Here is a 25105-nt window from a genome sequence, read left to right as displayed (position 1 = left end):
CCAGGGCCGGTGGGCACGTGGTGGTCGTCGCTCCCACCGTCGGTGGGTGTCCGCCCTGGTGGTCGTCGTGGCCGCCGCCGTGCTCGGCGCCTGCGGGACGACCGGTGCGAGATTCCCGGCGGAGATTGAGCCGCGGCCCGCCGCCACCGCCACCAGGACAGCCGATATCACGGGCACGGGCACGGGCACGGGCACGGGCACAGGCACAGGCAGCGGCGGATCCGGCGCGGCGAAACCCTGCGCGGACGGGCACCCCGTTCGCTGGAGCCCGGCTCCGCCAGCGTCGATGCCCGCGCCCGGAGTCTTCCGCCCCGGCTCGATCATGGACGACATCTGGCGAAAGGGCGACCTGACCGTCGCGATCGTCACCGACGCTCCGCCCGCGGGCTCGATGAACTGGACGGAGCCCACGCTGGAGGGCTTCGACGTCGACATCGCCGGCGCCATCGCCACCGCCCTGTTCGGTAACGGGGGGAAAAGCAAGATCCGGTTCCGTGCGGTGACAACGAAGGACCGTGCCGCGCTCCTGACGGACCCGAACTCAGGCGTGGATATCGTCGTCGCGACCTACACGATCACCTGCGAACGGAAGGAAAAGGAGAACATCCTGTTCTCCGGGGTGTACTTCGAGTCGCGCTTCGCCCTGCTGGTTCCGGCGAAGGCTGGCTTCAGGACGCTTCGCGACTTCGCGGGTTACACGGTCTGCTCGACCGAGGGCGCGACCTCTGTGCGGAAGCTCGAGGACGCGGCCCGCAGCGCGTTGGCTCCGGGCGACCCGCCGCTGACAATCACTCTGCGCCCCCGCGCCGCCGACTGCCTCGTCGCGGTGCAGCAGGGCGAGGCGGACGGGGTCGCGACCGATGACATCATCCTCGCCGGAATGAAGGCACGGGACCAGTATGTGGATATCCCCCCAGGCGGCGTCACCGCCGCGGGCGACGATCTGGCCGAGCCTTACGGTGTCGCGCTGCATCGCAGCCATCTCGATGACCGGAACGCGAACAAGTTGCGCGATGAAGAGTTCGTCCGGTTCGTCAACGGCGTGCTGCGGGACATGATGACCAGCGGGGCGTGGACGGCGAGCTACCAGACCTGGTTGAAGCCCACGGAAGAGATCGTCACCCCACTGGCCCAGAACCCCGCCTGGCCGGAGGGGTGACCTCCCCGCCTGTGTGTGGCCGTCAGTCGACGGGTGTTCAGCCGATGGGTACGGTCCAGCGTGAACGCAGCTCGTTGATGTTGAGGTTGTGCGCGCTCACGTCCTCGCGGATCCGCACCTTGCCGGCAGCGGCGTCGATGACGGTGAGCAGCCCACGTTCCAGCTGATCGATCCTTTTCTGCTCACCCGCCTCGTACGCGAGCTGGACCGCGCGGCCGAGGTGCTCGGCGGCCAGCGCCAGGTCGTGTTCGCTGTACGCGGCGACTCCGCGGCGAACGGCCTCGCCATACCCCACCAGCCCCGCGTACCTGGCAACCTCCCGGTTCACCACCGAGTAGCTGGAGGCGTCCTCGGTCCACAGCGCGAAGATCTCGCCACCGGTGGCCGTGGCCGTGTTCGTGGCCGTGGCGCTCGTACCGCCGGACCTCGGCCCGCCGTGGACGATTGTGACGCATCCGGCCAGGCTTGCGTCGCCGTCGTCATCGTCCGGGTCCTGCAGGCCGCCGATGCCGATCTGGTAGTCCCGCTGCTCGTTGCCCCAGTCGCCGATGGGGAAGTCGAACGTCTGGGGGTCGTCGGGATCCGGCACCCCGGTCAGGGCCTGGATGGTCGGTGCGACCTGCTTGACGTACCGGATGTGTGCGCCGAGAGGAACCCAGACCTGCAGCCGTACCGCGCTGGCCGCCCGGTCCGCCGCCGCCGTGACCAGGCCGCGGAAGTCGCGCTGCAGGTCGCTGCCGGTGGGCGCGTCCAGGGAGGTGCCCTGGAGCCGATCGGAGATCAACAGCAGGTCCTCGGCCTTCCAGTCGACACCGATGCCCCGGCAGTCGCAGCGGAAATGACCTTCGCTGTGGCTGACCGTCGCCTCGAGTTCCTCCCGGGGGGACTCGTTGTAGCCGTCGGTGAGCAGGACCGCCTGCCGGATCGTCGCTTCCGGGTGCTGGTCGAACACCTCCCGGGCCCGGGTCAGCCAGGTGTCCATCGCCGTCCCGCCCTGGGACCTGAGCCGGCGGATGGCCGATCTAGCCGCCTCCCGGGTCTCCGGGTCGGCCCTGGCCAGGCCGGTGGGCGGGTAGACGGCCTCGGCCTGGTGATTGCCCGCGATGACGGCGAAGAGGGTCCCGGCCGGGAGCGCCTCGACCGCTGCCCGGGCCGCCGCCTTCGCGGCGATCTGCCGGTCGGGCACGGCTCCCATGGAGCTCGAGACGTCGATGATCAGCACGATGGCCCGCTGCCCTGGGATGGCCGCGGCCCCGTCCGTGCGGGCCCGCACGGTCACGATGGCGTCGATCTCGGTCTCACCCGAAGGCAGGAACTGGTTCTGGGCGACGGCGACCTCGAAGGTGATCAAGTTGGTCCTTCCTTGCGTGCAGGTCTGCGCACCGCGCAGGTCTCAGTACCAGGTCCAGCGGCGGATCCGGGTCGCCTCGTCGACGAGCCGAACCCGGGTGCGGCGGTCCTCGGTGTGGCTGGCCAGCTCCAGCAGCGTCTTCTCCACCGCCAGGCGCAGACTGTCCGGATCACAGGGGTGGCCGAGAACGGTGCCCGTCGCCGGGAGGGCACCCGCGGCCAGCAGGGCACTCGCGACTCGGAAGATCCTCAGCCGCAGGCCGAGCCGCCGAGGCGCGGTCATCTCCCGCTCGCCGTTGCGGAGCAGCCGACAGGCCCGGTCCAGGCGTTCCTCCGCCAGCTCCATCGACCGATCGCGCGGGGTCGAGGTGTCCAGCTCGGCCGTGAGCGAGGCGACGAGTGCCTCGACCATGCGGGCACGGGCCTCGGGATGGAAACGCGACGTCTCCGGCACCCGGGCGTACGCGGCGATCCGGTCGGTGGGTTTCGACCGGCAGCGGGCCAGCCCGAAGGCGGCACCGATCGCCGACCGGTCCGCGACGGAGACAACGTCGTAGTACTCGGCCGCGCGGTCGTGGTCGCCGGCACGTTCGTAGGCGACGGCCAGCGCCAGCCGGGGCGCGAGCTCCCCGGGAACAGCGGAGAAGACCCGGTCGAACGGTTCCGCGGCGTCCGCGGGCTTCCCCTCGGCGAGGGCCACCAGACCTCGGTACCAGTCCACCCGCCAGCCGGCCGGCCGCGACGGGTCGTTCAGGCCGCCCCGGGCGCCACCGTCCCGGGCGATCTTCTCGAGCAGGTCGCGGGCCTTGCCCGGCCGACCGGCGTCGAGCTCGAAACGCACCCGCCGCAGCTGTACCTCCGCCGTCATCGGCGTGAGCTCCGCCAGCATCCGGGCGATGGTGGACGGATCACCGTCGGCCGGGATCGCGGCGAGCGCCGCGGCGGCCGGGTCATCCGGATCGACCTGCGGGCTGGGGAGGATGGCGTCCGGTGGGGGGTCGTCATCCTCGCCGGTCAGGTAGGGCATCGGGGTGAACCGGCGGCTCAGCGGCGGCGGCAGCGCGCGATCGATCTTCCGCCGGGAGCCCTGCCTGGCGAGGATCTCGTGCGTGACGCCGAGCACCTCGTGCTCCAGCTCGGCGATGTCGGTGAACCGGGCGGCCGGATCCTGCTCGGTGGCTCGCAGCAGCAGCCGGTGCAGCGACTCGTGGTCGCGGAACACCTGGTGCTCGTCGCGGGCCGGGAGGCTGTGCCGATGCTCGCCGGTCAGGCCCCAGCCCGTGCCGAGGAGAAGAACGGCGAGGGTCCGCCCGACGGCGTAGATGTCCGAGGCGACCGACGGGTACGCCCGCGGCGCGGAACCGGTGCCGCCCGAGGCGTGTGCGTCGTCGATCTCGGGTGCGCGGAAGCCCGGCGTGCTCAGATAGGGCGAGACCAGGTCGTCGGCCCGGCGTGCTCCGCCCAGGTCGATCAGCGTGATGGCGTCCGACCTGACCATGACGTTCTCGGGTTTCAGGTCGCAGTAGACCAGACCGCGTTCATGCAGGTAGCGCAGCGCGGGTAACAGCTGCTGCACGTGACGTGTCGCGTCGGCCGGGTCCAGCCGGCCGTTCTGGTCCCGTCGCATTTTCTCCAGGGAATCGCCGCGGACGTAGTCCATCACGATGTATTCCGCGCCGTTGTGCGTGACGAAATCGCGGATACGGACGATGTCGGGGTGCTCCACGGCGGTGAGGAACACGCGCTCGCGTTCCGCGGCTATTCGCGCCCGGGTGTCCCCGGTGTCGAGCAGGCCCTTGAGGACCACCCAGATACCGGACCGCTCGTCCTTCGCCGCGTAGATCCAGCCCTGACCGCCGCGGGCCATCCGGCCGAGGATCCGATAACGGCCCTCCACGAGGTCGTCGGTGCGCAGCGCCAGTGTCGACGGAGCCGGGGAAAGGGGATGCCCGCAGCCGGGGCAGCGGCCGTCGGCCACCGCGGCGGCGCCGAGACTGTGGCCGCATCCCTCGCATCGCCAGTCATCCGGCGGAACTCGTTCGTCCGAGATGACCGGCGGTGGGCCGGAGGCCGAGTCGTTCGCCACCGACGGCGGCCGGGTCCGATCGATCGGGGCTTCCCACCGTTCGTGGGGCGGTGGCCGGTCGCCTCTGGTTTCGCGCTGCCGCTCCGGCGGGTGCCCGCAGACGGTGCAACGCCCACGCGGCCCGATGATCCCCTTGCCGTTGCAGCGCGGCCGGACGCAGGCGACGCCGGATGGCTCGTTGCTCATGGCCGAGGTTCCCCGGACATCGCCAACCCCCGGAATCGTGCCGATCTGACGCGGAGAGTCATATCAGAACTGGTCCTTTCCTGATTCGCTCCGGGGCGCGACGGCTCGGTGCGGTGTCTCAGGCGCGGGTGGGGCGTTCGCTGCCCTCCGGGCTCGGCGGGGCCGGCGGATCCCAGCTGTGGCGGACGGTCACCCTGGTCCAGGAACCGAGGAAGAACTGGTCACCGTCGCGCAGCCAGACGGACTCCTCCCGGCCCAGCCTCGGGTGGCCGGGCTGCAGCCGGATGCCGTTGAGAGAACCGAGGTCATGCAGCAGGTACCGCCCGTCGTACTGGAGGTCGAGCTGTGCGTGGGACGCCGACATGCCCGGGTCCGGCGGGGGCTTCACGAGATCGACCCCCTGGGTGCGAAAGCGCGATGACGGGCGCGAGCCCAGCACGACGACCGCGGCCCGCAGCGGCGCGACGTGGATCGGTGGCGGGGGGGTGGGAAAGACCGGATCCTGCCTGAGCGAGTCGTAGTACCCGCGATCGGCCTCGATGTGCAGCTCCCAGCGCCTTCTGCGGAAAGGAACCAGCCGGGGCGGCTGCGGCGGGCGCGGGGGCCGGGGCGGGTTGCCGGTGGCGAACTCGAACCGGCAGCCGAGGCAGAACGGCTCCTCCTGCTGGCGCGTGGTGCCGCAGACCGGGCAGCGCGGATGGCGCAGTGTCGCGGGCGCGTCGGGCATCAGCGCGCCCCGGGACTGGCGGGCGCATCCGGTGCGTCCGGGCCGTGCCGGTTAACGGCCGCGACGTACTCCGCGACCAGCCGGGCGGCCGGGCCCAGGTCGACCGGTGGCCGACCCAGTGCCTCCTGCGCCGCGGCATGCAGCCGGAACAGCTCCGGCTCCTCGGCGACGCCGAGATGGCCCGCCTTGACCTGGAAGCCCTCCAGGCGGTGGCGCAGCTCGCTCATGAGCGCGGTCGACTCCCGGATGACCCTGTCGTTGGTGTCGACCATGGTCCGCACGATCTCGCGAGTGCTCTCGGCCCGCAGGCGCCAGGCGGCGATGCCGGCGGCGACGTCTCTCTCGTCGCGGCCGGCCTCTCGCGCGGCCCGCAGGTCATCCAGCCAGGGCCGCAGGCCGGACGGGCCGTCGAGGCACTCGGTGTCGGCGAGCTCGACCAGACCGGGTGCGGCGACGAACTGGCCCTCGGCCTGTGCCGCGAGCGCGGAACCGCTGCGCGCGAGGTGCTCGATGTCGGCCATTGTCCTGGTGAGCGCGCCCAGGTCGTCAGGGCCCAGGTCGTCGGCGGGCAGCTCGTCGCCGGTGCGTCCATGGAACATCGACAATCCCCCCGTCTCCGCCCGCGATTGCTTTGTGTGGAAAGCCGTTTTCGGTATCACGGCGTACCCCGCGCTGACGTCCGGATCATACTTTGGGTGAACTGCCCCCGGGCGTGTCTCCTGTGGAGCGATGTGGGCGCACCGTGTACATAGTGGTGCGCCGGCGGGGGTTATCGCGGCATCTTGGGTGGCCGGTGTGCTGTGTGCTGCGGGTGGCGAGACGATCGGGAACGGAACTGGAACCGGCACGGACACGACGGCGAGACGATCGGCGACGGACGGAGTCATCATGCGTATCGGTATCACCCTCACGGATTCCCGCGGACCGGACGCGCTCACACGGCTGCGCGACGAGCTCGCCGACGCGGCGGCGAACGGTATGCAGTCCGCGTGGTTGTCGAACATCTTCGGGCTGGACGCGCTGACCGCCCTGGCGGTCGCCGGCAGCCAGGTCCCCGGCATCGAGGTCGGCACCGCGGTCGTGCCGACGTTCCCGCGCCATCCGGTGACGCTCGCGCAGCAGGCGCTGACCACGGCACTCGCGGTGAGCGGGCGCCTCACCCTGGGCATCGGGCTGTCGCACCGGATCGTCATCGAGGACATGCTCGGCTACAGCTTCGACCGCCCGCTGCGGCACCTTTCCGACTATCTGGACGCGCTGCTGCCGCTGCTCGACGGCGAGCCGGTCGACGTCAGGCGCGAGACGGTACGGGCCGTCGCCGGCCTCACCACGCCCCGGGTGGGCCGGGTACCGGTGCTGGTCGCGGCACTCGGGCCGAAGATGCTGCGGCTGGCCGGCGCCCGGGTCGACGGCACCGTGCTGTGGATGACCGGCGTGTCCACAGTTCGTGACCACGTCATGCCGACGCTGCAGACGGCCGCGTCCGAGGCCGGGCGGCCACCGGCCCGGGTCGTGGCGATGCTGCCGGTGGCTGTCACCGACGACACCGAAGCCGCGCGTGAGCGGGCCGCCCGTGAGTTCGAGGTGTACGGAACGCTGCCGTCCTACCGGGCCATGCTCGACCGTGAGGGGGTCACCGGCCCGGCGGACATCGCGCTGATCGGCGACGAGAAGTCGGTGCGCGCCCGGATTGAGGAGTTCGGCGACGCCGGCGTCACCGACTTCGTCGCCGCCGCGTTCTCCGGCCCGGACGCCGCCCGCACCCGCGCCCTGCTGGGCGAGCTGGCCACCGCCGCCTGACCTTTACCTCCACCTCCGGCCGACCTCTGCCTCCGGCCGACCGCTGGCTCCCGCCGGCCGCCGGGCCGGCGGGAGGAGGCGGGCTGTCAGCGTGGGCAGGTGTTCGTGGGAGCTCGCCCGCTGAAACGGTCGGAGAGGAAGGCGAGTTTGTCGTTCTGGCGGACGATGGCCTCGAGGGCGTGTTCACCGATGAGGTCGCGGACGGTGTGGACCGTGGCCCCGGCGGCGCACCAGCGGCTCACGAGAGTGTTGTCCTGGGCGACCGGAACGATCTCGTCGGTGTTGGCGTGGTAGTCGTAGATCGGCATCGTGGGGGGCGCGGCACCAAGAGTGTTGGCGGCCAGGACGCGAGCCACCGAGGGTACGGCCAGTGGGTCGCGCACCGTGGTGTGGTCGGCCAGCTTCCTGAAGGCGAACCTGACGAGCAGATCAGTGATGCAGATACCGCGGGCATTGGCCATCGCCTTTCTGCCCGCGGCGTTCAGGATTGCACTTATGCCAGCCTCCGGGTACTGGCTGTCGAAGCCGGCGGTGGCCGCGAAGACGAAGCCGGCGACCAGACCGCCGTCGATGTACCGGCTGACCGCGGCCGGGTCGGCGGGAATGCCGCCTATCGCCGCTCCCACGAGCTGGACGTCAGGGGCATAGGAACGCTGTAGCTGAGCGGCCCAGCCGGTGGCCTGGGCTCCGCCGGAATAGCCCTCGATCGCCCATGGGTTGGTCGTTCCCACGCCGCCCAGGCCCGCGTTCCTGGTGGCACGGATGCTGTCCAGCACGACATGGCCGGCCAGTAGTCCGTCCATGAAGGCGGAGGCAGCGCCTTCGAAGTCGGGCAGGACCGCTGCCCAGCCCCGGTCGAGGATCGGCTGCGCCGATCCGGTGGCGATGATCGCGCCCACTCCGTTGCCGGACGCCAGCCCGTACGACGGGGCGCACTGGGTGCCGGTGGAGTCCTCGGCGACCTGGACGGACACGACCGGCCGAGGACCGGTGCCACGCCAGGGTGTTCTCGGCTCGAGCAGGGTGGCGACGGCGAGCTCGGGGGAGTCGTGGGCGTCGTTGGTGCGGAAGGAGATCTGCCAGGCATTGACGCCGGTCAGGCCCTTGGGCGTGACCGGTCTGGTGGCCACGACCTCGCCGGGTTGGTAGGAGGCGATGTCCGCGGGGGCGTCGTAGAAGGGGTCCTCGTCCGGGACGACCGACCCGGGAGCAGGGGCCGTGTCGGCGTGGGCCGGCCCGGCGGGGAACGCCGTCAGCACCGCGGCCACCGTCACGGCCAGTGCTAACGGTAGGACTCCCGCCTTGCGGCGCATCGCTCTCGGGCGTGCTCGACGCCCTGATCCAACCGATCTGTTCATGATCTCTCCTGCCGTCGGAACAGGCCTCCGCACGGTTACCGGCGGGTGTTACCGCAGGGTTCTACCGGTGAGTACGGATGTCTTGACGGTAGGAGCGTGGTCACGATGCGTATAGGTCATCGTCGGTCGATGGCACCAAGGTGTGCCCCCGACCGCGGGTGTCGTCGCCAGCCGGGCGCCGCGCCCGGTGCGGGTGCCGGGCTCAGTGCAGGATGACGGTCTTCCCGTCGCTGAGGATGATGCGGTTCTCGGTGTGCCAGCGCACGGCGCGGGCCAGCGCCCGGGTCTCCGCCTCGCGGCCGCGGGCGGCGAGCTGGTCCGGGTCGAGGGTGTGGTCGACCCGGATGAGCTCCTGCTCGATGATCGGGCCCTCGTCGAGGTCCTCGGTCACGTAGTGGGCGGTCGCTCCGATGAACTTCACCCCGCGGGCGTAGGCCTGGTGGTAGGGCTTCGCGCCCTTGAAGCTCGGCAGCATCGAGTGGTGGATGTTGATCGCCCGGCCGGCGAGCTGCTCGCACAGGCGCGGGGAGAGGATCTGCATGTAGCGGGCCAGCACGACCAGGTCGACCTGCTCGGCGCGGACGAGGTCGAGCAGGTCGGCCTCCGCCTCGGCCCTGGTGGCGGGGGTGACCGGGAGGTGCCGGAACGGGGCGTCGAAATGGCGGGCGATGCCGCCGAGATCGGGGTGGTTGGACACGACCGCGACGACGTCGAGGTTCAGCTCGCCGATCGACGTCCGGAACAGCAGGTCGTTGAGGCAGTGCGCGAACCTGCTGACCATGATGACCGTGCGGGTGCGATGCGCGGTGTCGGCCAGCCGCCAGGTCATCCCGAACCGGGCGCCCAGCGGTGCGATCCGCGCCCGCAGCTCGTCGAGGTCGAGCCGGGAACCGTCGATGTGGGCGAACTCGACCCGCAGGTAGAAGGTGCGGGTGGCGGCGCTGCCGAACTGGTGGCTCGCCACGATCGTGCACTTCTCGTGCAGCAACAGCTCGGCGACGGCGTGCACGATGCCCGGCGTGTCCGGGCAGGACAGCAGCAGCACCCCGTGCTGGGCGCCGGCGGGCGCGGTCACGAGGCCCCCGGATCCTGCGCCGGGGCCGGCCGTGGCTGCCGTGGCTCCAGCCGGACGACCAGGGATTTCGAGGTGGGGGTGTTGCTGCGCCGCGCGGTGCTGTCCAGGGGCACCAGAACGTTGGTCTCGGGGAAGTAGGCGGCGACGCAGCCGCGGGCGGTGGGGTAGGCGACGAGGCGGAAGTCCTCGGCGCGGCGTTCGACGCCGTCCGCCCAGACACTGACGATGTCCACCCGGCGTCCGTCGGACAGCCCGGCGGCGGTGAGGTCGTCGGCGTGGACGAAGACGACCCGCCGGCCCTGGCGGACACCGCGGTAGCGGTCGTCGAGCCCGTAGATGGTGGTGTTGTACTGGTCGTGCGAGCGGATCGTCTGCAGCAGCAGGTGACCGGGCGGTGGGCGCAGCACCTCCAGCGCGTTCACCGTCAGCACCGCACGACCGGACGGCGTCGGGAAACGCCGGCCGTCCCGCGGCGGGTGGGGCAGCCGGAACCCGCCGGGCTCGGCCACCCGCCGCTCGTAGTCGGCGAACCCGGGGATCACGGCCTCGATGTGGCCACGGATGCGCCGGTAGTCGGCGGCCAGGCCGGCCCAGTCCACAGGCGTGGTGGGCCCGAGGGTGGCGGCGGCGAGCCCACAGACGATCGCGACCTCGGAACGCAGTGCCGGCCCGGCCGGCGTGAGCGTGCCACGGGAGGCGTGCACCTCGCCCATGGAGTCCTCGACCGTGACGAACTGCGGGCCGGCCGGTTGGACGTCCAGCTCGGTGCGGCCGAGTGTGGGCAGGATGAGGGCCTGCTCGCCGGTGACCACATGTGACCGGTTGAGCTTGGTGGAGATCTGCACGGTGAGCCGGCAGCCGCGCAGCGCCGCCTCGCTGACGGCGGTGTCGGGTGCGGCGGCCACGAAGTTGCCGCCCATCCCGACGAAGACCCCGACCCGGCCGTCGCGCATCGCGCGGATCGTGTCGACGACGTCGTAGCCGTGCCGACGGGGCGGGGTGAACGCGAACTCGGTACCCAGCGCGTCGAGGAAGGCGTCCGGCATCTTCTCCCAGATGCCCATGGTGCGGTCGCCCTGCACGTTGCTGTGCCCGCGCACCGGGCACACCCCGGCGCCGGGCCGGCCGATGTTGCCGCGCAGCAGCAGGAAGTTGACGACCTCGCGGATGGTGGCGACCGAGTTCGCGTGCTGGGTCAGGCCCATCGCCCAGCACACGACGATCCGCTCGGCGGCCAGCACCCGGCGGGTCAGCTCGTCGATCTCGGCGTCGGTCAGGCCGGTGGCCGCCCGTACCTCGTCGTCGGACAGGGTGCGCAGGTGCGCCGCGAAGGCCTCGAAACCGGTGGTGTGCACGCGGAGGAAGTCGTGGTCGAGCACGGTGCCCGGGTTCGCGTCCTCCGCGTCCAGCAGGCGGCGGGACACCGCCTGGAACAGGGCCAGGTCGCCGTTCAGCCGGATCTGCAGGAACTGGTCGGCGAGGGTGGTGCCACGGCCGAGGACGCCGGCGGGCCGCTGCGGGTTGCGGAAGCGCAGCAGCGACGGCTCCGGCAGCGGGTTCACCGCGACGATGCTGCCGCCGTTCCGTTTGACCTTCTCCAGCGAGGTCAGCATCCGCGGATGGTTCGTCCCGGGATTCTGCCCGACGACGAGCACCAGGTCGGCTGTTTCCAGGTCGTCCAGGGTGACGCTGCCCTTGCCGATCCCGATCGTCTCGACGAGGGCGGCCCCGGACGACTCGTGGCACATGTTCGAGCAGTCCGGCAGGTTGTTCGTTCCGAACGCGCGGACGAACAGCTGGTACGCGAAAGCGGCCTCGTTGCTGGTCCGACCGGAGGTGTAGAAGGCGGCCTCGTCCGGGCTCGCCAGCCCGTTCAGCTCGGCGGCGATGATCCCGAACGCCTCGTCCCAGCCGATCGGCTGGTAGTGGTCGCTACCGGCCGGCCGGAACATCGGCTCGGTCAGGCGGCCCTGCTGGCCCAGCCAGTAGCCCGACCGGCCGGCGAGATCCGTCAGCGAGTGGGTGGCGAAGAACTCCGGTGTCAGCCGCCGAAGCGTGGCCTCCTCGGCCACCGCCTTCGCGCCGTTCTCGCAGAACTCGGCCAGGTGGCGGCGCTCGTGGTCCGGGTCCGGCCAGGCGCAGCCCGGGCAGTCGAAGCCGGACGTCTGGTTGAGCAGCCGCAGGGTGGTCACCGTCCGCCGGACGCCCATCTGGCTCCAGGCCTGCCCCAGCGCGTGGGAGACGGCGGGCAGCCCCGCGGCCGACGCCGCCGGGCCGCGTACCGACAGCTGCTCGTCGCCCGGATCCGCGCTCACCGGTCCGCGTGCCACGGTGGCCCACCTCCACAAGATCTTCGGAGCGGGACCGACCCCGGCCCGGCTGATACCCGTCGCTTGGCGAGCCGTGACATCGTACGAGACCCGCGCGCGCGGACCCGGGTGCCGCGAGGTGCACCGAACGTATTCATTGCTGACCAGTTCCTGTCCGTACTTGCCCTTGCGCCGGGTGCGGTGCCTGGATCTGGCCACGGCTGGTCATGTCACGTGCACACGGTGAGGGCGTGTCGTCAGCTGGCCGGCGCACAGGCGCCCGCGGCGATGTCCGTGAGCAGTGCCGGGCCGTTCGGCGTCCAGCCGAGACTGTCGGGCGGTCGCGCCGCTACTGCGCGGTGGCGGTGCCCGACGGGCCGGCCTGGCCGATCATGCTGCCCTTGACCGGGACGATCCGGTACTCGCTCCTCAGCCCGGCTGGCAGGGTGCCGGTCGTCCACGTGTTCGTCCCGGGCTTCGCCGCCAGCGGGTACGGCAGGCGGTAGAACGTCTGCTCACCGTAGGAGAGCACCCGCTGCTCGACGAGGTAGGCGGACGCGCCGGGCGTCGCCGCCCAGGTCAGCGTGTGCTGGCCGGGCTTCCCGACGGCGGTGACCGCGCGGCCGGTGCCGGGCCAGGGCACGGTGCCGTACAGCGGGCCGAAGGCCGTGCCGATCCCGAGCTGTGCCAGGGCGTTCGCGACCCCGCGGGCGATGACGAAGTCGCCGGTCGGGTTCGGATGCGACCCGTCCCAGGTGTGCTGGTAGGGGTTCCAGTCGGCGTAGTCCCGCGCGACGACCACCTTGGACGTCGCGGTCTGCCAGTTGCCGAGCTGCTGGTCGAGCAGGGTGTTGTAGGCGGTGGCCTGGGGCTGCAGGTTCCGACCGCCGGTGTAGTCCGTGCGGTCGAGGACCTGGGCGACGACGACGTCGATGTCGGGGTTCACCCGGCGGGCGTTGTTGATCAGCGCCAGCATGTCGTCGGCGGCCTGCTGCGGGGTCGAGAAGTAGGTGAGGTCATTTGCGCCGAGCGCCACGATGAGCACGTCGGCGGGGGTCGCTCGCAGCAGGCCCTCGACCGCGTCGCGCTCGGTCCGCGTGGCGTCGCCCCAGATGGAGTGGTGGTCGCGGTCGAACCAGGCGTCGACGTAGTCGTTCGAGCCGGCCGTGTTGGCGGTGTTGTCCCAGACGTCGATGCGGTCCCCGACGAAGTCGACGGCGCCGGGCGCGCTGAGGCTCAGGTGCTGGGCGAGCCGGTAACGCCAGGTGTAGTCCCCGGCGGTCTGGTGGGTGACCGAGTCACCCAGGATCATCACCCGGGTCTGCGCGGCGGCCACGGCCGCCGGGCTGGTCACAACCGTTCCGGCCAGGGTCACGGTGCCGGTGAGCACGATCGTCGTGCCTGCCACCCCGGCCGCCCTGCGGATCGGCTGCCGCAACCGCGCGCCGGGGCTGGGCTGGACGCGGCGGTGTCTGCCCACGCTCGTCTCACCGCTTTTCGCCGAATCGGGAGGGACGTCGCTGATCCTGGCACTGAGGCGCCTTCGCTGGCCGGCCGTCGGGCATCCGGCGGGCGGCAACACCTTCGGGTTCACCCGAAGGTGCCAGTCGGCCGCGCGGCGTGCACTGTCCCGGCTCGGTGTGGGCTGGTCGTCCGGCCCAGGCAGGCGACCTTGCGCGGAGCGTGGCCGAATGTCGCGCGACTCGGCAAATAATCCGATTTGCCGAGTTTGGTCGCCCATGCTTTGGGTTTCCTGCCCGGCGATCCGGCGATCCGGCGATCGGCGACAGGGTTTCCGTGGGCATGTTTGCCGAGGGTGACGGTCCGGGTGCGCGTGCCGGTGTGGTCCCGTTTGTTTCTGATAGTCAATTCGGTGATTCGGTAATCAGTAAAATCCGGCGTTCCGGGGTGCGTGGAGAACTGGGCTCGGTCTGCTGAATGCTGCCGAGTGCGCGACTTCGGCGTGCCCGAATCGAGAGGAACCTCACGTTGCCGCAGATCCTGCCGCCCCCACAGATCCCGCCGTCGTCACAGGTCCGTCCAGCGTCCGGGAGGCTATCAGTACAAAACGACAACCTTAGATTAACAGACTCGCCATCAATGCGCGGCGATTCGTCCATGCGAAATGGATCGCGAGCCGGCTCCGGTGCCGCGACTCGGCGGCGGCGTGGCGGGGGACCTGTGCGCGCTCTGGCCGGCCGGTGCGCCGTGGCGGTCACCCTTCCGCTGCTTCTCGCGACGACGTCCGCCTGTTCGGGGAGCAGCGGTGCACCGGCCGCCGAGAGCTGCGTCGCTCCGGGAGTCACCGCGGACCAGGTGAAGATCGGCTTCGTCTACCCCGACACGGGCACGGATGCCGGTGCGTTCTCCGCGGCGCGCGGCGGGGTGGAGGCGCGGGTCGGGCTGGCCAACGAACAGGGTGGCATCAACGGCCGCGAAGTCAGTTACGAATGGCGCGACGACCAGATGTCGACGGAGACGAACCGCCGTGTCGTCGGCGAGCTCGTCGAGGATGTCAGTATCGCGGGGCTCGTCGCGACCAGCTTCACGATGAGCGGCTCCGCGGCCTATCTGGCCGAGCGGGGCGTCCCGGTGACAGGTGCGGGCACCGAGCCGGTCTGGTCCCAGTACGAGAACATGTTCGTGTTCGCCAACATGAGTGGCTCCGTCGACACCTGGGGGCGGTACCTCAGAAACAACGGGGGCACCCGGGCGCTGATCGTCATCCCGGAGAACGTCGCGTCGACGGCCATCTATGCCGACCGGATTTCGCTCGGCCTACGGGCGGCCGGTGTCGTTCCGGCGGGCATCGTGCAGTTCGCCGAGGCATCACAGAGCCCGCAACGGGTCGCCGAGGCCTTCGCCGCCACCGACGCCGACGTCCTTGTCAGCATCATCGACCCGCCGGTGCTCGCCGGCATTCTCAACGCCCTGCGCAATGCCGGCGCGACGCTGCGCGCGACGCTCTCCGTCCCCGGCTACAACGCGAACCTGCTCGGCCGGTACGGTCCAGCGCTGGCCGGGGTGTCGATCATGAGCTATGTGACGCCGCTGGAGCTGGGTGGGCCCGCCGCGGAGCAGTACGCGGCCGCGATCGCCCACTACGCCCCGCAGGTGGGGAACCCGGAACAGGAGTTCACGATCCGTTCCTACATCGAGACGGACATGCTGCTGCGCGCGGTGGCGGCCGCGGGGGAGTGCCCCGACCGGGAGAGCGTGATCAGGGCGCTCGACAGTATGCGCGACTACGACGCGGGCGGGCTGATCCAGCCCACGGACATCAGCGGTCGCCGCAGCCAACCGCAGAACTGTCTGGCCTTCGTCCGCGTCAACGACGCCGGCAACTCGTTCGACGTGGTGGACCGCAGGCTCTGCGGGAGCGTGCTGCCGGCCCAGTGAGATACGACTCCTGCAAGCCCGCCAGCTGACCGGACGCGAACCCCTGCCCGGCCTTCGGAGACAACACGAAGGCCGGGCAGGGCTGTTCAGCCGTGTTCGACGACGCCGGCGCGCGGGCGCGGGGCCCGGTGGCCACCCCAGCGGGGCAGCCACCAGTTCGCCCTGCCCAGCAACGTCATGATCGCGGGGACCAGGATCATGCGGACGATCGTCGCGTCGAGCACGATCGCCGTCGCCAGCCCGAGGCCCAGCATCCGCACCAACGGCGACGGGTCGGCGACGAAACCCAGGAACACCACCGTCATGATCAGGGCGGCCGAGGTGATCACGCGCCCGGTGCCGGCCAGGCCCCGGGCGACTGACTCGACGTTGTCGCCGCTGGCGTCGTACTCCTCGCGGATCCGGGAGAGGAGGAACACCTCGTAGTCGACGGAGAGGCCGAAGAGCACCGCGAAGAAGATCGTCGGCAGTGGAGAGGCGATCTGGTAGGTCTCCTCCAGGCCGAACACACTCCCGAACCACCCCCACTGGAACACGGCGACGACGACGCCGTACGCGCCACCGATCGACAGCAGGTTCAACGCGACGGCCTTCAGTGGCACCGCGATGGAACGGAACATCACCATCAGCAGAAGGAACGACGCCGCCAGAATCGCCGCGATGAAGATCGGAAGAGTGTCGCTCAGCTGCCGGTCGAGGTCGTCGGTCATCGCGGTCAGGCCCGCGACCGCGACGTTGCCCGGGACGAGATCACGGACGCGGGCGAGTGTCTCCGAGGTCGCGTCGTCCGCGGGTGCAGTGGTGGGCAGCATCGACAGCACAGCCGTGTCGCCGTCGGGTGAGAACCGGGGATCACCGACCTCCGCGATGCCGGGGTCGGCTTCGACCCGATCGGACAGCGCGGTGAGTGCGCCACGATCCACACCTGGGCTGCGCAGGTCGGCGACCAGCAGTAACGGTGCGTTGACGCCCGGACCGAAGCCTTCGGCGAGCAGATCGTAGGCCCGGCGGGCGGAACTGCTGCTGGGCGAGTCATCACCTGCGTCCGGGAAGCCCGTCTGCAGGCGCAGTGCGGGGGCGGCCAGCACGAGCAGCACGGTTACCGAGAGGATCAGAAACGGCCACGGCCGGCGGGCGACCCGGTGAGCGAAGCGCCACCACACGGTGCTCTCAGGCAGCGAGTGGAGGCGGCGGCCCGGGACTCGACCCGCGTCGACCCGGTCACCGAGCAACGAAAGCATCGCTGGCAGCAGGGTCAGCGCACTCGCTACCGCGCAAACCACCACCAGCGCCGTGCTCAGACCGACCGAGGTCAGGAAGCCCAGACCGGTCAGTGCGAGGGCCGCCATCGCGGCGACGACCGTCCCACCGGCCAGCACGACGGCGGTGCCTGAGGTCGCCATCGCCGCGGAGAGCGCGGCGGCGTTGTCCTGGCCGGCGCCACGGTTCTCCCGATAGCGGGCCACGATGAACAGGGCGTAGTCGATGCCGACGCCAAGACCGATCATCGCGCCGATCGTCGGCGCCGCGGAGGAGACCTCCAGGACGTTCGCCAGCAGCAGCACGCTCCCCAGCCCCACGGCCACCGTGATCAGCGCGAGCGCGACCGGGATCAGCGCGGCCACGATCGTGCCGAAGGCCAGGAGCAGGACCACCAGTGCGGCCAGCAGGCCGATTGCCTCCGCACCTGACGTAGCCGCCTCACCGTTGATGAACGCGGCGTCGCCGCCCAGCTCTGTCACGACACCCGCGTCGCGCGCCGGCCGCATGGCGTCGCTTATCGCGGTGAGTGCTCCTGGACCGAGATCGGTCGCCGGCACATCGAACGTGATCTGGGCGTAGCCGATCCGGCCGTCCGGTGAGGTGGTACCGGCGGCGAACGGGCTGGCCACCGCGGTGACGTGATCCACCTCCGCGATCCGCGCGACGGCGGCGGTGACGGCCGCACGGTGGTGGTCGAGTCGTTGGCCCGCCGGCACGGCGAACACTGCCTGCGCGCTGCCATCGGCGGCGTCGGGAAAGCGCTGCTCCAGCAGATCCGTCGCCTTCTCGCTCTGGCTGCCGGGAGCGACGAAGTCGTCGACGAACGACCCTCCGACCGTGCTGGCCAGGGCGAGGGCGAGGACGGCGGCGAATACCCAGGCCGCGACCGTGCGCCGAGGCCTGCGTGCGCTCACTGCTGCGATGTGGCGGGTGAGCCGATTCATGGCTACCTCTCCTGCGGGATTCGGCGTGGTTCGACCGGTGGTTCTGAAGGCAGGGCCGGCCGGGACCGCCCGGAGGCGGTGCCCTGTGCGCGGAAGGTGGGCCGGCCTGGCCCGGCCCTCGACCCGAGCGCCGTGCGGGCTCAACTGTGCTGGCTGTGCCCCGAAGCTGTCGCCCGCCTGGGAGCGGATTCGGCAACCCGCCGCGAGAAGGATTGCGTCGTGTGGATTCCGAGCCGTTCTCCGTCTGGCGGGGGAGAACCGTCCCCGCCGGAAGGCCGGAGACCGCACTGCCGCACTGGCATACCGTGAGCCCGTGCCCACTGACGAAGCCGCGACCAGTCGCGGTTCACCTCGCTGAGAACCCGATGGAAAGCCGTGCGATGCCGATTACCCCGACGCCGCATGAGGACGTCCCGCGGAGGTTCCGAGGGCCCTTCGCCCGCTGGCCGCGCGCCGCCGACACCGTGCTCGTCCTCGCGCTCTACTTCATGGCCGCTTTCATGGCCGACGGGCCTGGAGACGCGATAACGATCCGCCCGCTCGGCGATGTCCCGATCCTCGTCCTGCTGGTCTGCGCGGTGGCCAGTCCGGCCCTGTTCTGGCGCCGGCGCGCGCCGCTGCGTGTGCTCGGCCTGACGTTGGTCTGCTGGGCCGCGCTGGTCGGCAGCGACACCCAGCTGGGCTGCGTGTCGATCATCGCGCTGTACGCCGCGGGGCGGTACAGCTCGGCGGACTGGCAGGGCGCTGTCGGAGTTGTCGTCGCGACCGGCCTGGTCGGTCTCGATGGCCTCGACGATCCGGGCCCGTGGTGGCAGGAGCCCGCGTTCGGCGGCCTCTTCATGGCCGGGGCGTGGTATGCCGGGCGCCGCATCCAGCTGCGCCGTGCCCGCACCGTCGAGCGCCGCCGCGAGCACGCGGCGGAGAACCGGCGGATCGTCATGGAGGAGCGGGCCCGCATCGCGCGGGAGCTCCACGACGTCGTCGCCCACCGGGTGAGCCTCATGACCGTGCAGGCGAGCGGAGCCCGGGCTGTCGCGGCGCAGGACCCACAGGCCGCGCTGCACGCGATGACAGCGGTCGAGGAGGCGGGGCGCCAGGCCCTCGACGAGCTTCGCCATCTTCTCGGCGTCCTGCGTCCCGAGACAGGCCATGACGGCCTGGGCCCCCAACCCAGCCTCGCGGAGCTCCCCCGGCTGATCGAGCAGCTGCGCGGAGCCGGTGTGGTCGTGCAACTGGCGATGGACCTGCCGTCAGCGGAGCTCTCTGCCCGGACGGATCTGTTCGCCTACCGCATCATCCAGGAGGCGCTGACCAACGTCCTCAAGCACGCCGGCCCTGGAACCCGGGCTGAGGTGAGTCTGCGTACCGGGCGCAACGGCATGGTCATCGAGGTCCGCGATGATGGTCGCGGCAGCACCGTCGCCCCCAGGTCAGACGCCGATGGCGACCATCCGGGAGGCCACGGCCTCGTCGGGATGCGGGAGCGGGCTCTGCTGCTGGGCGGGAGCCTGGACGCAGGACCTCGCGTGGGCGGCGGGTTCCAGGTCGCTGCCCACCTGCCTTTCGGAGGGAAACCGGGTTGACTGTTCGTGTTCTCATCGTCGACGACCAGGCCCTGGTCCGTGGTGGCCTGGCCATGGTGCTGCGGATCCACAGCGACATCGACGTGGTGGCCGAGGCAGGCAACGGGCTGGAGGCGATGGAGGCCGCCCGGGAGCATCGTCCCGACGTCATCCTCATGGACATCCGGATGCCGGAGATGGATGGCCTGGAAGCCACGTCGAGAATTCTCGCCGAGGCCGACTGGGGCGTGCGGGTACTGATTCTCACCACCTTCGATCCGGACGAGTACGTCTATGAGGCGCTCCGCGCCGGAGCGAGCGCCTTTGTGCTGAAGGACATTCCGGCCGACCAGCTCGCCGTCGCGGTCCGCACCGTCGCCGACGGTGGCGCACTGATCGCGCCGTCGATCACCCGGCGCCTCATCGGCCGGTTCACCGAACGCAGGCCTGTCAGCTCGACGGTCGCGCGCCGCGTGGAACGTCTGACCGACCGCGAACGTGACGTGGTGGTCGCGGTCGCCCGCGGGTCCAGCAATTCGGAGATCGCCAAGGAACTCTTCATCGGGCCCGCGACAGTCAAGTCGCATGTGTCGAGCATCCTCACCAAACTCGGCCTTCGCGACCGCGCCCAGGTCGTGGTCTTCGCCTACGAAAGCGGGCTGGTCGAGGCTGGCGACCACGACATCGGCCGGTGAGACCGGTGTCTCGGCCCGTCAGACAGGCTCGTCGTAGCCTCGTCAAGGTTCGAACTGTGCGTCCGAAGGAGGGCCTTGGTGGCTGATGCCGACGATGTGCGGCGCCTCGCGATGAGCCTGCCGCATGTCGTGGAGATCGACAGCGACGGTTTCGACTTCCGGGTCGCGGACAAGGGATTCGTCTGGTCCTACCCGGAACGTGTGCCGGGGAAGCCGCGGGTGATCCGAACTGACATCGCCGTGCTCTTCGTGGGCGACGAGGCGGAGAAGCAGGCGCTTCTGCTCGGCGAACCGGACCGCTTCTTCACCGCGCCCGGTTACGACGGCTGGCCGGTGCTGATGGTGCGCCTGGCGAAGGTGACGGCCGAGCGGCTGGCGGAGCTGGTGACCGACGCCTGGCGGATGCGCGCACCCGAGGAGCTGGTGAGCGACCTGGACGAGGCGAGTCTCGGGCAGGCCCGCTGAGCAGGGGAGTCCGCGGTGCCGGGCACAGACGTTTCAGACGTGCCGGAAGCGACGCCGCTACCCGGATGCGGGTCGGACTCACCGCGTTTCCTGCCCATGGGCGCCGAAAACACGAACGCCGCTGCCGGCCCGTGGCGATGTACGGGCTGGCAGCGGCGCGGACGAACCCGAGCCGTCAGGCAGCTCAGGGAGCGTCGGCGTACCGGAGGTAGGGCTTGACCTCTTCGACGTTGCTGAACTTGCCCTTGGCGTCCTCGGTCGACAGCGTCGGCGCGACGATCACCCGGTCGCCGGGCTTCCAGTCGACCGGCGTGGAGATCGGGTTCTTGTCGGTCGCCTGCAGCGCGTCGATGATCCGAATGATCTCGTCGAAGTTGCGCCCCACCGACTTGGGGTAGGTGAGAGTCAGACGGATCTTGTTGTTCGGGTCGATGATGAAGACCGAACGAACGGTGGACGTGTCACCCTCGCCGGGGTGGATCATGTCGTACAGCTCGGCGACGGCACGGTTCGGGTCCGCGATGATCGGGAAGTTCAGCGCCGTCCCGCTCACCTCGGCGATGTCGGGTGCCCAGCCGCGGTGGTCCTCGACCGAGTCGACCGACAGCGCGATCGCCTTCGTGTTGCGCTTGTCGAACTCACCATGCAGAGCCGCGGTACGCCCGAGCTCGGTGGTGCACACGGGGGTGAAGTCGGCCGGGTGGCTGAACAGCACCGCCCACGAGCCCTGCTTCCAGTCGTGGAACGAGATCTCGCCATCGGTGGTCGTGGCGGTGAAATCGGGCGCGATGTCGCCCAGGCGGAGGCCCATAGGAGCGTCCCTTCGTCGTTGTCAGAGACCGCACGGCTGCCACGGCCCGAGGCGTGACAGTAGGCCAGAAACTACCTGAGATTGCGCTGCCCCCCGCACGTCCCGGGGTCCAGCATCGCAGAGACGTCCGAGGTCACGACGGCCACGAGGACGCCGGCACCCCCCATCCGCGGTTCGCCGCCGAGCGGCCTGGCCTCAGGTGTCGGCTACCTGCCCCAAAAGCACTAGTCCGATGTAGCTACGATGGTGGTCGGCCAGTGCCATCCGAGAGGGAGCTGCGACATGAGCAACCGCTCTGACGTCTCCTACGTGCCGCCGCAACCAGACGCCGGCCCGGACGACTTCGCGTGGTGGGTACACGAGATCGACCCGTTCCACCGGCTCTCGCCGCCTGTCCGCCAGGCCCGCGCCCGAGCCGCCCGCCGCCATTGGCTCGCCGACAACGAGGCTGCCGCCATCCGCTGCCGCCTCGCCGAGAGCAGGTAGCCGGCGCACCGCCCGGGCTGAGGTCACCAGGCCGCCCGGGCGGAGGTCGCCAGGCGCAGGGGCAGGTCACCAGCCGTAGGGGCAGGTCACCAATCGCCGGACAGGTGGCCAGGCCAGGCAGGTGGCCGTGGCTTGGGCTCCCCGGTTTCCGCGCTGCGCGCCCGCACGGCGCATGGGAGCATGCGGCCGCGCGGCGACCGAGAGACGGTGATCGGCACAATGGGTGTGCTTGACGGCAGGACGGCGCTGGTCACCGGGGCCAGCCGTGGCATCGGTCGGGCGATTGCGCGGCGGCTCGCCGCGGACGGGGCGGTCGTGGCCGTCCACTTCGGCAGCAGTGAGGCCGCGGCGAAGCAGACCGTTGAAATGATCATCGCTTCCGGTGGTCGCGCGTTTCCGGTGCACGCAACGCTGGGCGCGCCCGGCGACGCGGCGGCGCTCTGGGCCGCCTTCGACGCGGGGCTCGCGGCAGCCGGCCTCGACCCCGGGGTCGACGTCATCGTGAACAACGCGGGCATCGGCCGGTCGGAGGACATCAGGAACGTCACGCCGGCGGAGTTCGACCAGCTGTTCGCGGTGAATGTGCGGGCACCGTTCTTCATCGTGCAGCACGGCCTGGTCCGGCTGCGTGACGGCGGGAGGATCATCAACATCTCCTCGGGCGTCACCCGCATCGCCACCCCGGACATCCTGGCCTACGCCATGACCAAGGGCGCGCTCGACACGTTCAGCCTCGCGCTGGCCAAGGATCTCGGCGTGCGCGGCATCACCGTGAACTCGGTGAACCCCGGCATCATCGACACCGATGTGAACGCCGACTGGCTGCGCGGCGACGAGCAGGCCCCCGCGGCGCGGTCCGCCGCCTCCCTCTCGGTCTTCGGCCGGGTGGGTCAGCCGCAGGACGTCGCTGATGTGGTCGCCTTTGTGGCCTCTCCTGACGCCCGCTGGGTCACCGGCCAGACCATCGACACCACCGGCGGCTCGGCACTGTAGGTCGGAGCCCACTCCGGCAGCCGCACCTCCACGCCCCGGCCGTACGGCCGGAACCTCCCTGCCGATGGCTACTGGGCGCGAGGACGGTTGTCGGTCCCGGCCGGCACGACGCGCGGCGTGTCGGCGCCTGAAAGGCGCTGACCAGGGTCTCTTCGAGGCGATGCCAGTTCGCGGCCACCCGTGAGCCCGGCACACCCTTCGACCTAGTCAGATGTGACTAGGATTGAGTAGTCCATCAGTGCCATTCACTGGAGAAGTCGAGATGCGCATGCGCTCAGCCATCACCCACAACCCGCCTCAGCCGGACGTCGAACCCGACGACTTCGCGTGGTGGGTGCACGAGATCGACCCGTTCCACCGGCTCGCTCCGACCGAGCGCGCGGCTCGCGCCTGGGCCGCCCAACAGGGATGGCTCACGGATAACGAGGCAGCCGCCAGCCGGCACCGACTCGCCGGTTCCAGGCGGGCCGCGGATCGGACGACCGGCCGATGGCTCACTTCGAGCCCGACCGTCAGGCCGGCATGCTGATCGTCGTCGCAACTGTCGAAGAAGGCAGTCACCCAGTCAGCGCCCAACAGGCCGAACCGCCCGCGGCAGCTGACATCTCATGCTCTGGACCGGCGTCCCATTCCCCGCCAAGAGATCAAGACGCCGGAACCAGAGGTCTTCCCACCTGCAACCTCAACGAGAGAGGCCGCTTTGAGTAGACCACGCCCGCCACACAGGTGCAGCGACGGACCCGGCGTTCCACGGCCGGCCGCGACTGCCAGTTGCGACAACCCGACGGAGGGACGCCTTCGCCCGGTGCGCACGGCACTGGCGATCGGCACCATCGTCATCCGGCTTATCACCGTCCTGTCCGTTCTGCACGGCAACCACGACGACATCGACCCGCACTTCTAGCTAGCTGATCAATCGTTCCGCACTGAGGGCGGACGTCGTAGGACCGATCTGGACGACGCCCTGTCGAAGTCCACTGGGCCGAAGACCACTGGTCGAGCTCGTGTCGAGGGGTCCAGCGCGGACGGCGGGACGGCCACCACCCGTCCCGCCGCGCCGTCGGCAAGACCGGCCGCCGGCCGCCGGCCGCCAGCCGACCGCCCACCGTGCCGGCAAGCTCCGCGTCGCCGGGTTGTGGTCGGGTGGAGGACGCAATCCGTCGCGGGAGGCCGCTGGCGGATCGCCGGCATGGAGCCGGTCGCGGTCCTGCGCGGCGTCCTGGAGCAGATCCTCTCCGGCCGGGTCCGGGAAGCGCGACCGTCCACAGACGCCGGAGCAGCCGGTGGAACGGGCTCAGGTCGATGAGGGCACCCTTCGGCCAGATGCCAGCGCGGCCGATATCTGACTGACCTCCCGGCGTTGCGCCCGCGGGTACTCGTCTGCCGTGGCCGCCAAACCGGGGCCGTACTTGAAAACTCTGTTCGGCGGCCTTCGGCGATGCTACTGTTCCGATCTGGAATTCTCGGACTGATGGTGCCGACAGAAGTCCCGCCAGGTGCATCCGCCGGCGGTGGTGGCCCGTTCCGTGCGGACGGTTCCAAAGGGGGATTCATCATGGTCGCCGGTGTTCATATTCCCGTCCTCGACGACGTCGACCCAGGTGTGGCGCTTACGGCTGTCATCGAGCACGGCGCGGCGTTCATCAAAAGGCCAGGAACCACCCTGTTCGACTTCAGGGAGTTCACCGAGGCGCTCATGGTCCCGATGGTTCACCACGCAACCAACACCATCGAACGTGACCCGGTGGGGGCGGATCCAAGCACGTCCACCGTCAACAAGGGTATGGACGCGATTCCGCTGCACCGGGAGGGCTCCTACGCGCCGGGCTGCCCGGACCTGCTCGTCCTCTACTGCGAGCGCCCCGCCGCCGCCGGTGGTGAGACTGTCCTGTGCGACGGGGCGGAACTGCTGCGGCGCCTCGACGAGTCGACCCGTACGTACGTCTGCGACCTGGACCTTTACTGGAGCTGGGAGGCTACGCCGGCACGCTGGCAGCAGACCTTCGGCGTGACCGATGTGGCGCAGGCCCGGGTGGCGCTGGCTCGGGTCGGGAGTTTGCTGCGCCCCTACGAGCGGCTTGACGGCGACTTCCAGGGGGATGTGCTCCATGGCCGGTTCCGCACAAAGGCGGTGATCCCGTCAAAAAGTGGTGTTCCGTCCTTCTGTAACTCGCTGATGATCTATGCCTATCGGGAGAAAAGCGACTATTACGCCAGGGACAGCTTCCGTGTCGCGCTGGCGGACGGGAGCCCATTCCCGGCCGATCTCCTCGCCGAGATCCGCGAGGTCGCGGAGACGGTCTCCGTGCGGGTCTCCTGGGAACCCGGGAACCTCGCGGTCTTCGACAACTCCCGTTTCATGCACGGCCGCACGGGGTTCGATGACACGGGTCGCCGGGTCCTCATCAGGATGGGTCATCTCAGGAACCAGTGATCC

At 70.4% G+C, this 25105-nt stretch carries 20 protein-coding genes; 10 read left to right on the top strand and 10 right to left on the bottom strand.

Going from position 1 to position 25105, the window contains the following annotated elements; translation table 11 throughout:
- Nucleotides 1-46 precede the first annotated feature (46 nt).
- Entirely contained in the window at nt 47-1159 is a 1113-nt protein-coding gene (locus AWX74_RS18175; protein ID WP_242666296.1) for a transporter substrate-binding domain-containing protein, read from the top strand.
- 37 nt (nt 1160-1196) lie between these two features.
- On the opposite strand, the gene AWX74_RS18170 is transcribed toward AWX74_RS18175, so the two are convergent.
- The 4 genes from AWX74_RS18170 to AWX74_RS18155 all read right to left on the bottom strand — a co-directional run bounded on the left by AWX74_RS18170 (nt 1197) and on the right by AWX74_RS18155 (nt 6107).
- Entirely contained in the window at nt 1197-2510 is a 1314-nt protein-coding gene (locus AWX74_RS18170) for a VWA domain-containing protein (protein ID WP_091278158.1), read from the bottom strand.
- A gap of 42 nt (nt 2511-2552) precedes the next feature.
- The gene (locus AWX74_RS18165; protein ID WP_091278156.1) at nt 2553-4781 is read right to left on the bottom strand and encodes a serine/threonine protein kinase; all 2229 of its coding nucleotides are present in this window, start codon (nt 4779-4781) and stop codon (nt 2553-2555) included.
- A gap of 118 nt (nt 4782-4899) precedes the next feature.
- Nucleotides 4900-5508 carry an FHA domain-containing protein gene (locus AWX74_RS18160; protein WP_091278155.1) on the bottom strand — a complete coding sequence of 203 codons (609 nt, stop codon included), beginning with the start codon at nt 5506-5508 and terminating at the stop codon, nt 4900-4902.
- Nucleotides 5508-6107, bottom strand: a complete 600-nt coding sequence (locus AWX74_RS18155; RefSeq protein WP_091278153.1) for a hypothetical protein — start codon at nt 6105-6107, stop codon at nt 5508-5510. The genes AWX74_RS18160 and AWX74_RS18155 overlap by 1 nt, the downstream gene beginning before the upstream one ends.
- Before the next feature lie 289 nt (nt 6108-6396).
- Here AWX74_RS18155 and AWX74_RS18150 point away from each other — a divergent pair, with 289 nt between their 5' ends.
- The gene (locus AWX74_RS18150) at nt 6397-7308 is read left to right on the top strand and encodes a TIGR03564 family F420-dependent LLM class oxidoreductase (RefSeq protein WP_091278238.1); all 912 of its coding nucleotides are present in this window, start codon (nt 6397-6399) and stop codon (nt 7306-7308) included.
- An 86-nt stretch (nt 7309-7394) separates the two neighbouring features.
- On the opposite strand, the gene AWX74_RS18145 is transcribed toward AWX74_RS18150, so the two are convergent.
- The 4 genes from AWX74_RS18145 to AWX74_RS18130 form a co-directional block, all read right to left on the bottom strand.
- The gene (locus tag AWX74_RS18145) at nt 7395-8567 is read right to left on the bottom strand and encodes a lipase family protein (RefSeq protein WP_242666295.1); all 1173 of its coding nucleotides are present in this window, start codon (nt 8565-8567) and stop codon (nt 7395-7397) included.
- Nucleotides 8568-8868: 301 nt separating this feature from the next.
- On the bottom strand, nt 8869-9741 hold the full coding sequence (gene purU, locus AWX74_RS18140) for a formyltetrahydrofolate deformylase (RefSeq protein WP_091278149.1): 873 nt from the start codon (nt 9739-9741) through the stop codon (nt 8869-8871).
- Nucleotides 9738-12071, bottom strand: coding sequence for an FdhF/YdeP family oxidoreductase (locus AWX74_RS18135; RefSeq protein WP_091278147.1), 2334 nt, complete (start codon nt 12069-12071; stop codon nt 9738-9740). The genes purU and AWX74_RS18135 overlap by 4 nt, the downstream gene beginning before the upstream one ends.
- Nucleotides 12072-12399: 328 nt before the next feature.
- Nucleotides 12400-13530, bottom strand: coding sequence for an SGNH/GDSL hydrolase family protein (locus AWX74_RS18130; RefSeq protein WP_091278145.1), 1131 nt, complete (start codon nt 13528-13530; stop codon nt 12400-12402).
- A gap of 728 nt (nt 13531-14258) precedes the next feature.
- Between AWX74_RS18130 and AWX74_RS18125 the strand changes: the two genes are divergently transcribed.
- A complete protein-coding gene (locus AWX74_RS18125) occupies nt 14259-15449 on the top strand; it encodes an ABC transporter substrate-binding protein (RefSeq protein WP_242666294.1) in 1191 nt (396 codons plus the stop codon).
- A gap of 86 nt (nt 15450-15535) precedes the next feature.
- On the opposite strand, the gene AWX74_RS18120 is transcribed toward AWX74_RS18125, so the two are convergent.
- Nucleotides 15536-17656, bottom strand: coding sequence for an MMPL family transporter (locus AWX74_RS18120; RefSeq protein ID WP_091278141.1), 2121 nt, complete (start codon nt 17654-17656; stop codon nt 15536-15538).
- Between the two features lie 380 nt (nt 17657-18036).
- Here AWX74_RS18120 and AWX74_RS18115 point away from each other — a divergent pair, with 380 nt between their 5' ends.
- From AWX74_RS18115 to AWX74_RS18105, 3 genes are all read left to right on the top strand, one after another.
- Nucleotides 18037-19239, top strand: a complete 1203-nt coding sequence (locus AWX74_RS18115) for a sensor histidine kinase (protein WP_226931318.1) — start codon at nt 18037-18039, stop codon at nt 19237-19239.
- The gene (locus AWX74_RS18110) at nt 19236-19913 is read left to right on the top strand and encodes a response regulator (RefSeq protein WP_006538646.1); all 678 of its coding nucleotides are present in this window, start codon (nt 19236-19238) and stop codon (nt 19911-19913) included. The genes AWX74_RS18115 and AWX74_RS18110 overlap by 4 nt, the downstream gene beginning before the upstream one ends.
- A 78-nt stretch (nt 19914-19991) precedes the next feature.
- Nucleotides 19992-20378, top strand: a complete 387-nt coding sequence (locus AWX74_RS18105) for an MmcQ/YjbR family DNA-binding protein (RefSeq protein ID WP_193209851.1) — start codon at nt 19992-19994, stop codon at nt 20376-20378.
- A 184-nt stretch (nt 20379-20562) separates the two neighbouring features.
- On the opposite strand, the gene AWX74_RS18100 is transcribed toward AWX74_RS18105, so the two are convergent.
- Complete coding sequence (locus AWX74_RS18100; protein ID WP_006538648.1) at nt 20563-21189, bottom strand: peroxiredoxin; 627 nt, start codon at nt 21187-21189, stop codon at nt 20563-20565.
- 282 nt (nt 21190-21471) lie between these two features.
- Between AWX74_RS18100 and AWX74_RS18095 the strand changes: the two genes are divergently transcribed.
- From AWX74_RS18095 to AWX74_RS18080, 4 genes are all read left to right on the top strand, one after another.
- Nucleotides 21472-21675 (top strand): hypothetical protein, encoded by a 204-nt coding sequence (locus AWX74_RS18095; protein WP_006538649.1) that lies wholly within the window; start codon nt 21472-21474, stop codon nt 21673-21675.
- A 219-nt stretch (nt 21676-21894) separates the two neighbouring features.
- Entirely contained in the window at nt 21895-22668 is a 774-nt protein-coding gene (locus AWX74_RS18090) for an SDR family oxidoreductase (protein WP_165615677.1), read from the top strand.
- A 262-nt stretch (nt 22669-22930) separates the two neighbouring features.
- Nucleotides 22931-23197: a hypothetical protein gene (locus AWX74_RS18085; RefSeq protein WP_091278139.1), complete on the top strand. Its 267-nt coding sequence runs from the start codon at nt 22931-22933 to the stop codon at nt 23195-23197.
- A 1026-nt stretch (nt 23198-24223) separates the two neighbouring features.
- On the top strand, nt 24224-25102 hold the full coding sequence (locus tag AWX74_RS18080) for a TauD/TfdA family dioxygenase (RefSeq protein WP_165615676.1): 879 nt from the start codon (nt 24224-24226) through the stop codon (nt 25100-25102).
- Nucleotides 25103-25105 lie beyond the last annotated feature (3 nt).

It is taken from the genome of Parafrankia irregularis, from assembly GCF_001536285.1.
GTDB lineage: Bacteria > Actinomycetota > Actinomycetes > Frankiales > Frankiaceae > Parafrankia > Parafrankia irregularis.
The sequence above is the reverse complement of the archived record's forward strand: the minus strand, read 5'-3'. Positions and strand labels throughout refer to the sequence as shown.

Excerpts from the sequence above, each read along its gene's own strand:
- AWX74_RS18095 (WP_006538649.1), top strand. The coding sequence starts at position 21,472 with ATGAGCAACCGCTCTGACGTCTCCTACGTGCCGCCGCAACCAGACGCC.
- AWX74_RS18115 (WP_226931318.1), top strand. The coding sequence starts at position 18,037 with ATGCCGATTACCCCGACGCCGCATGAGGACGTCCCGCGGAGGTTCCGA.
- AWX74_RS18100 (WP_006538648.1), bottom strand. The coding sequence starts at position 21,189 with ATGGGCCTCCGCCTGGGCGACATCGCGCCCGATTTCACCGCCACGACC.
- AWX74_RS18085 (WP_091278139.1), top strand. The coding sequence starts at position 22,931 with ATGCGCATGCGCTCAGCCATCACCCACAACCCGCCTCAGCCGGACGTC.
- AWX74_RS18120 (WP_091278141.1), bottom strand. The coding sequence starts at position 17,656 with ATGAATCGGCTCACCCGCCACATCGCAGCAGTGAGCGCACGCAGGCCT.
- AWX74_RS18080 (WP_165615676.1), top strand. The coding sequence starts at position 24,224 with ATGGTCGCCGGTGTTCATATTCCCGTCCTCGACGACGTCGACCCAGGT.
- AWX74_RS18090 (WP_165615677.1), top strand. The coding sequence starts at position 21,895 with ATGGGTGTGCTTGACGGCAGGACGGCGCTGGTCACCGGGGCCAGCCGT.
- AWX74_RS18155 (WP_091278153.1), bottom strand. The coding sequence starts at position 6,107 with ATGTTCCATGGACGCACCGGCGACGAGCTGCCCGCCGACGACCTGGGC.
- AWX74_RS18150 (WP_091278238.1), top strand. The coding sequence starts at position 6,397 with ATGCGTATCGGTATCACCCTCACGGATTCCCGCGGACCGGACGCGCTC.
- AWX74_RS18165 (WP_091278156.1), bottom strand. The coding sequence starts at position 4,781 with ATGAGCAACGAGCCATCCGGCGTCGCCTGCGTCCGGCCGCGCTGCAAC.
- AWX74_RS18160 (WP_091278155.1), bottom strand. The coding sequence starts at position 5,508 with ATGCCCGACGCGCCCGCGACACTGCGCCATCCGCGCTGCCCGGTCTGC.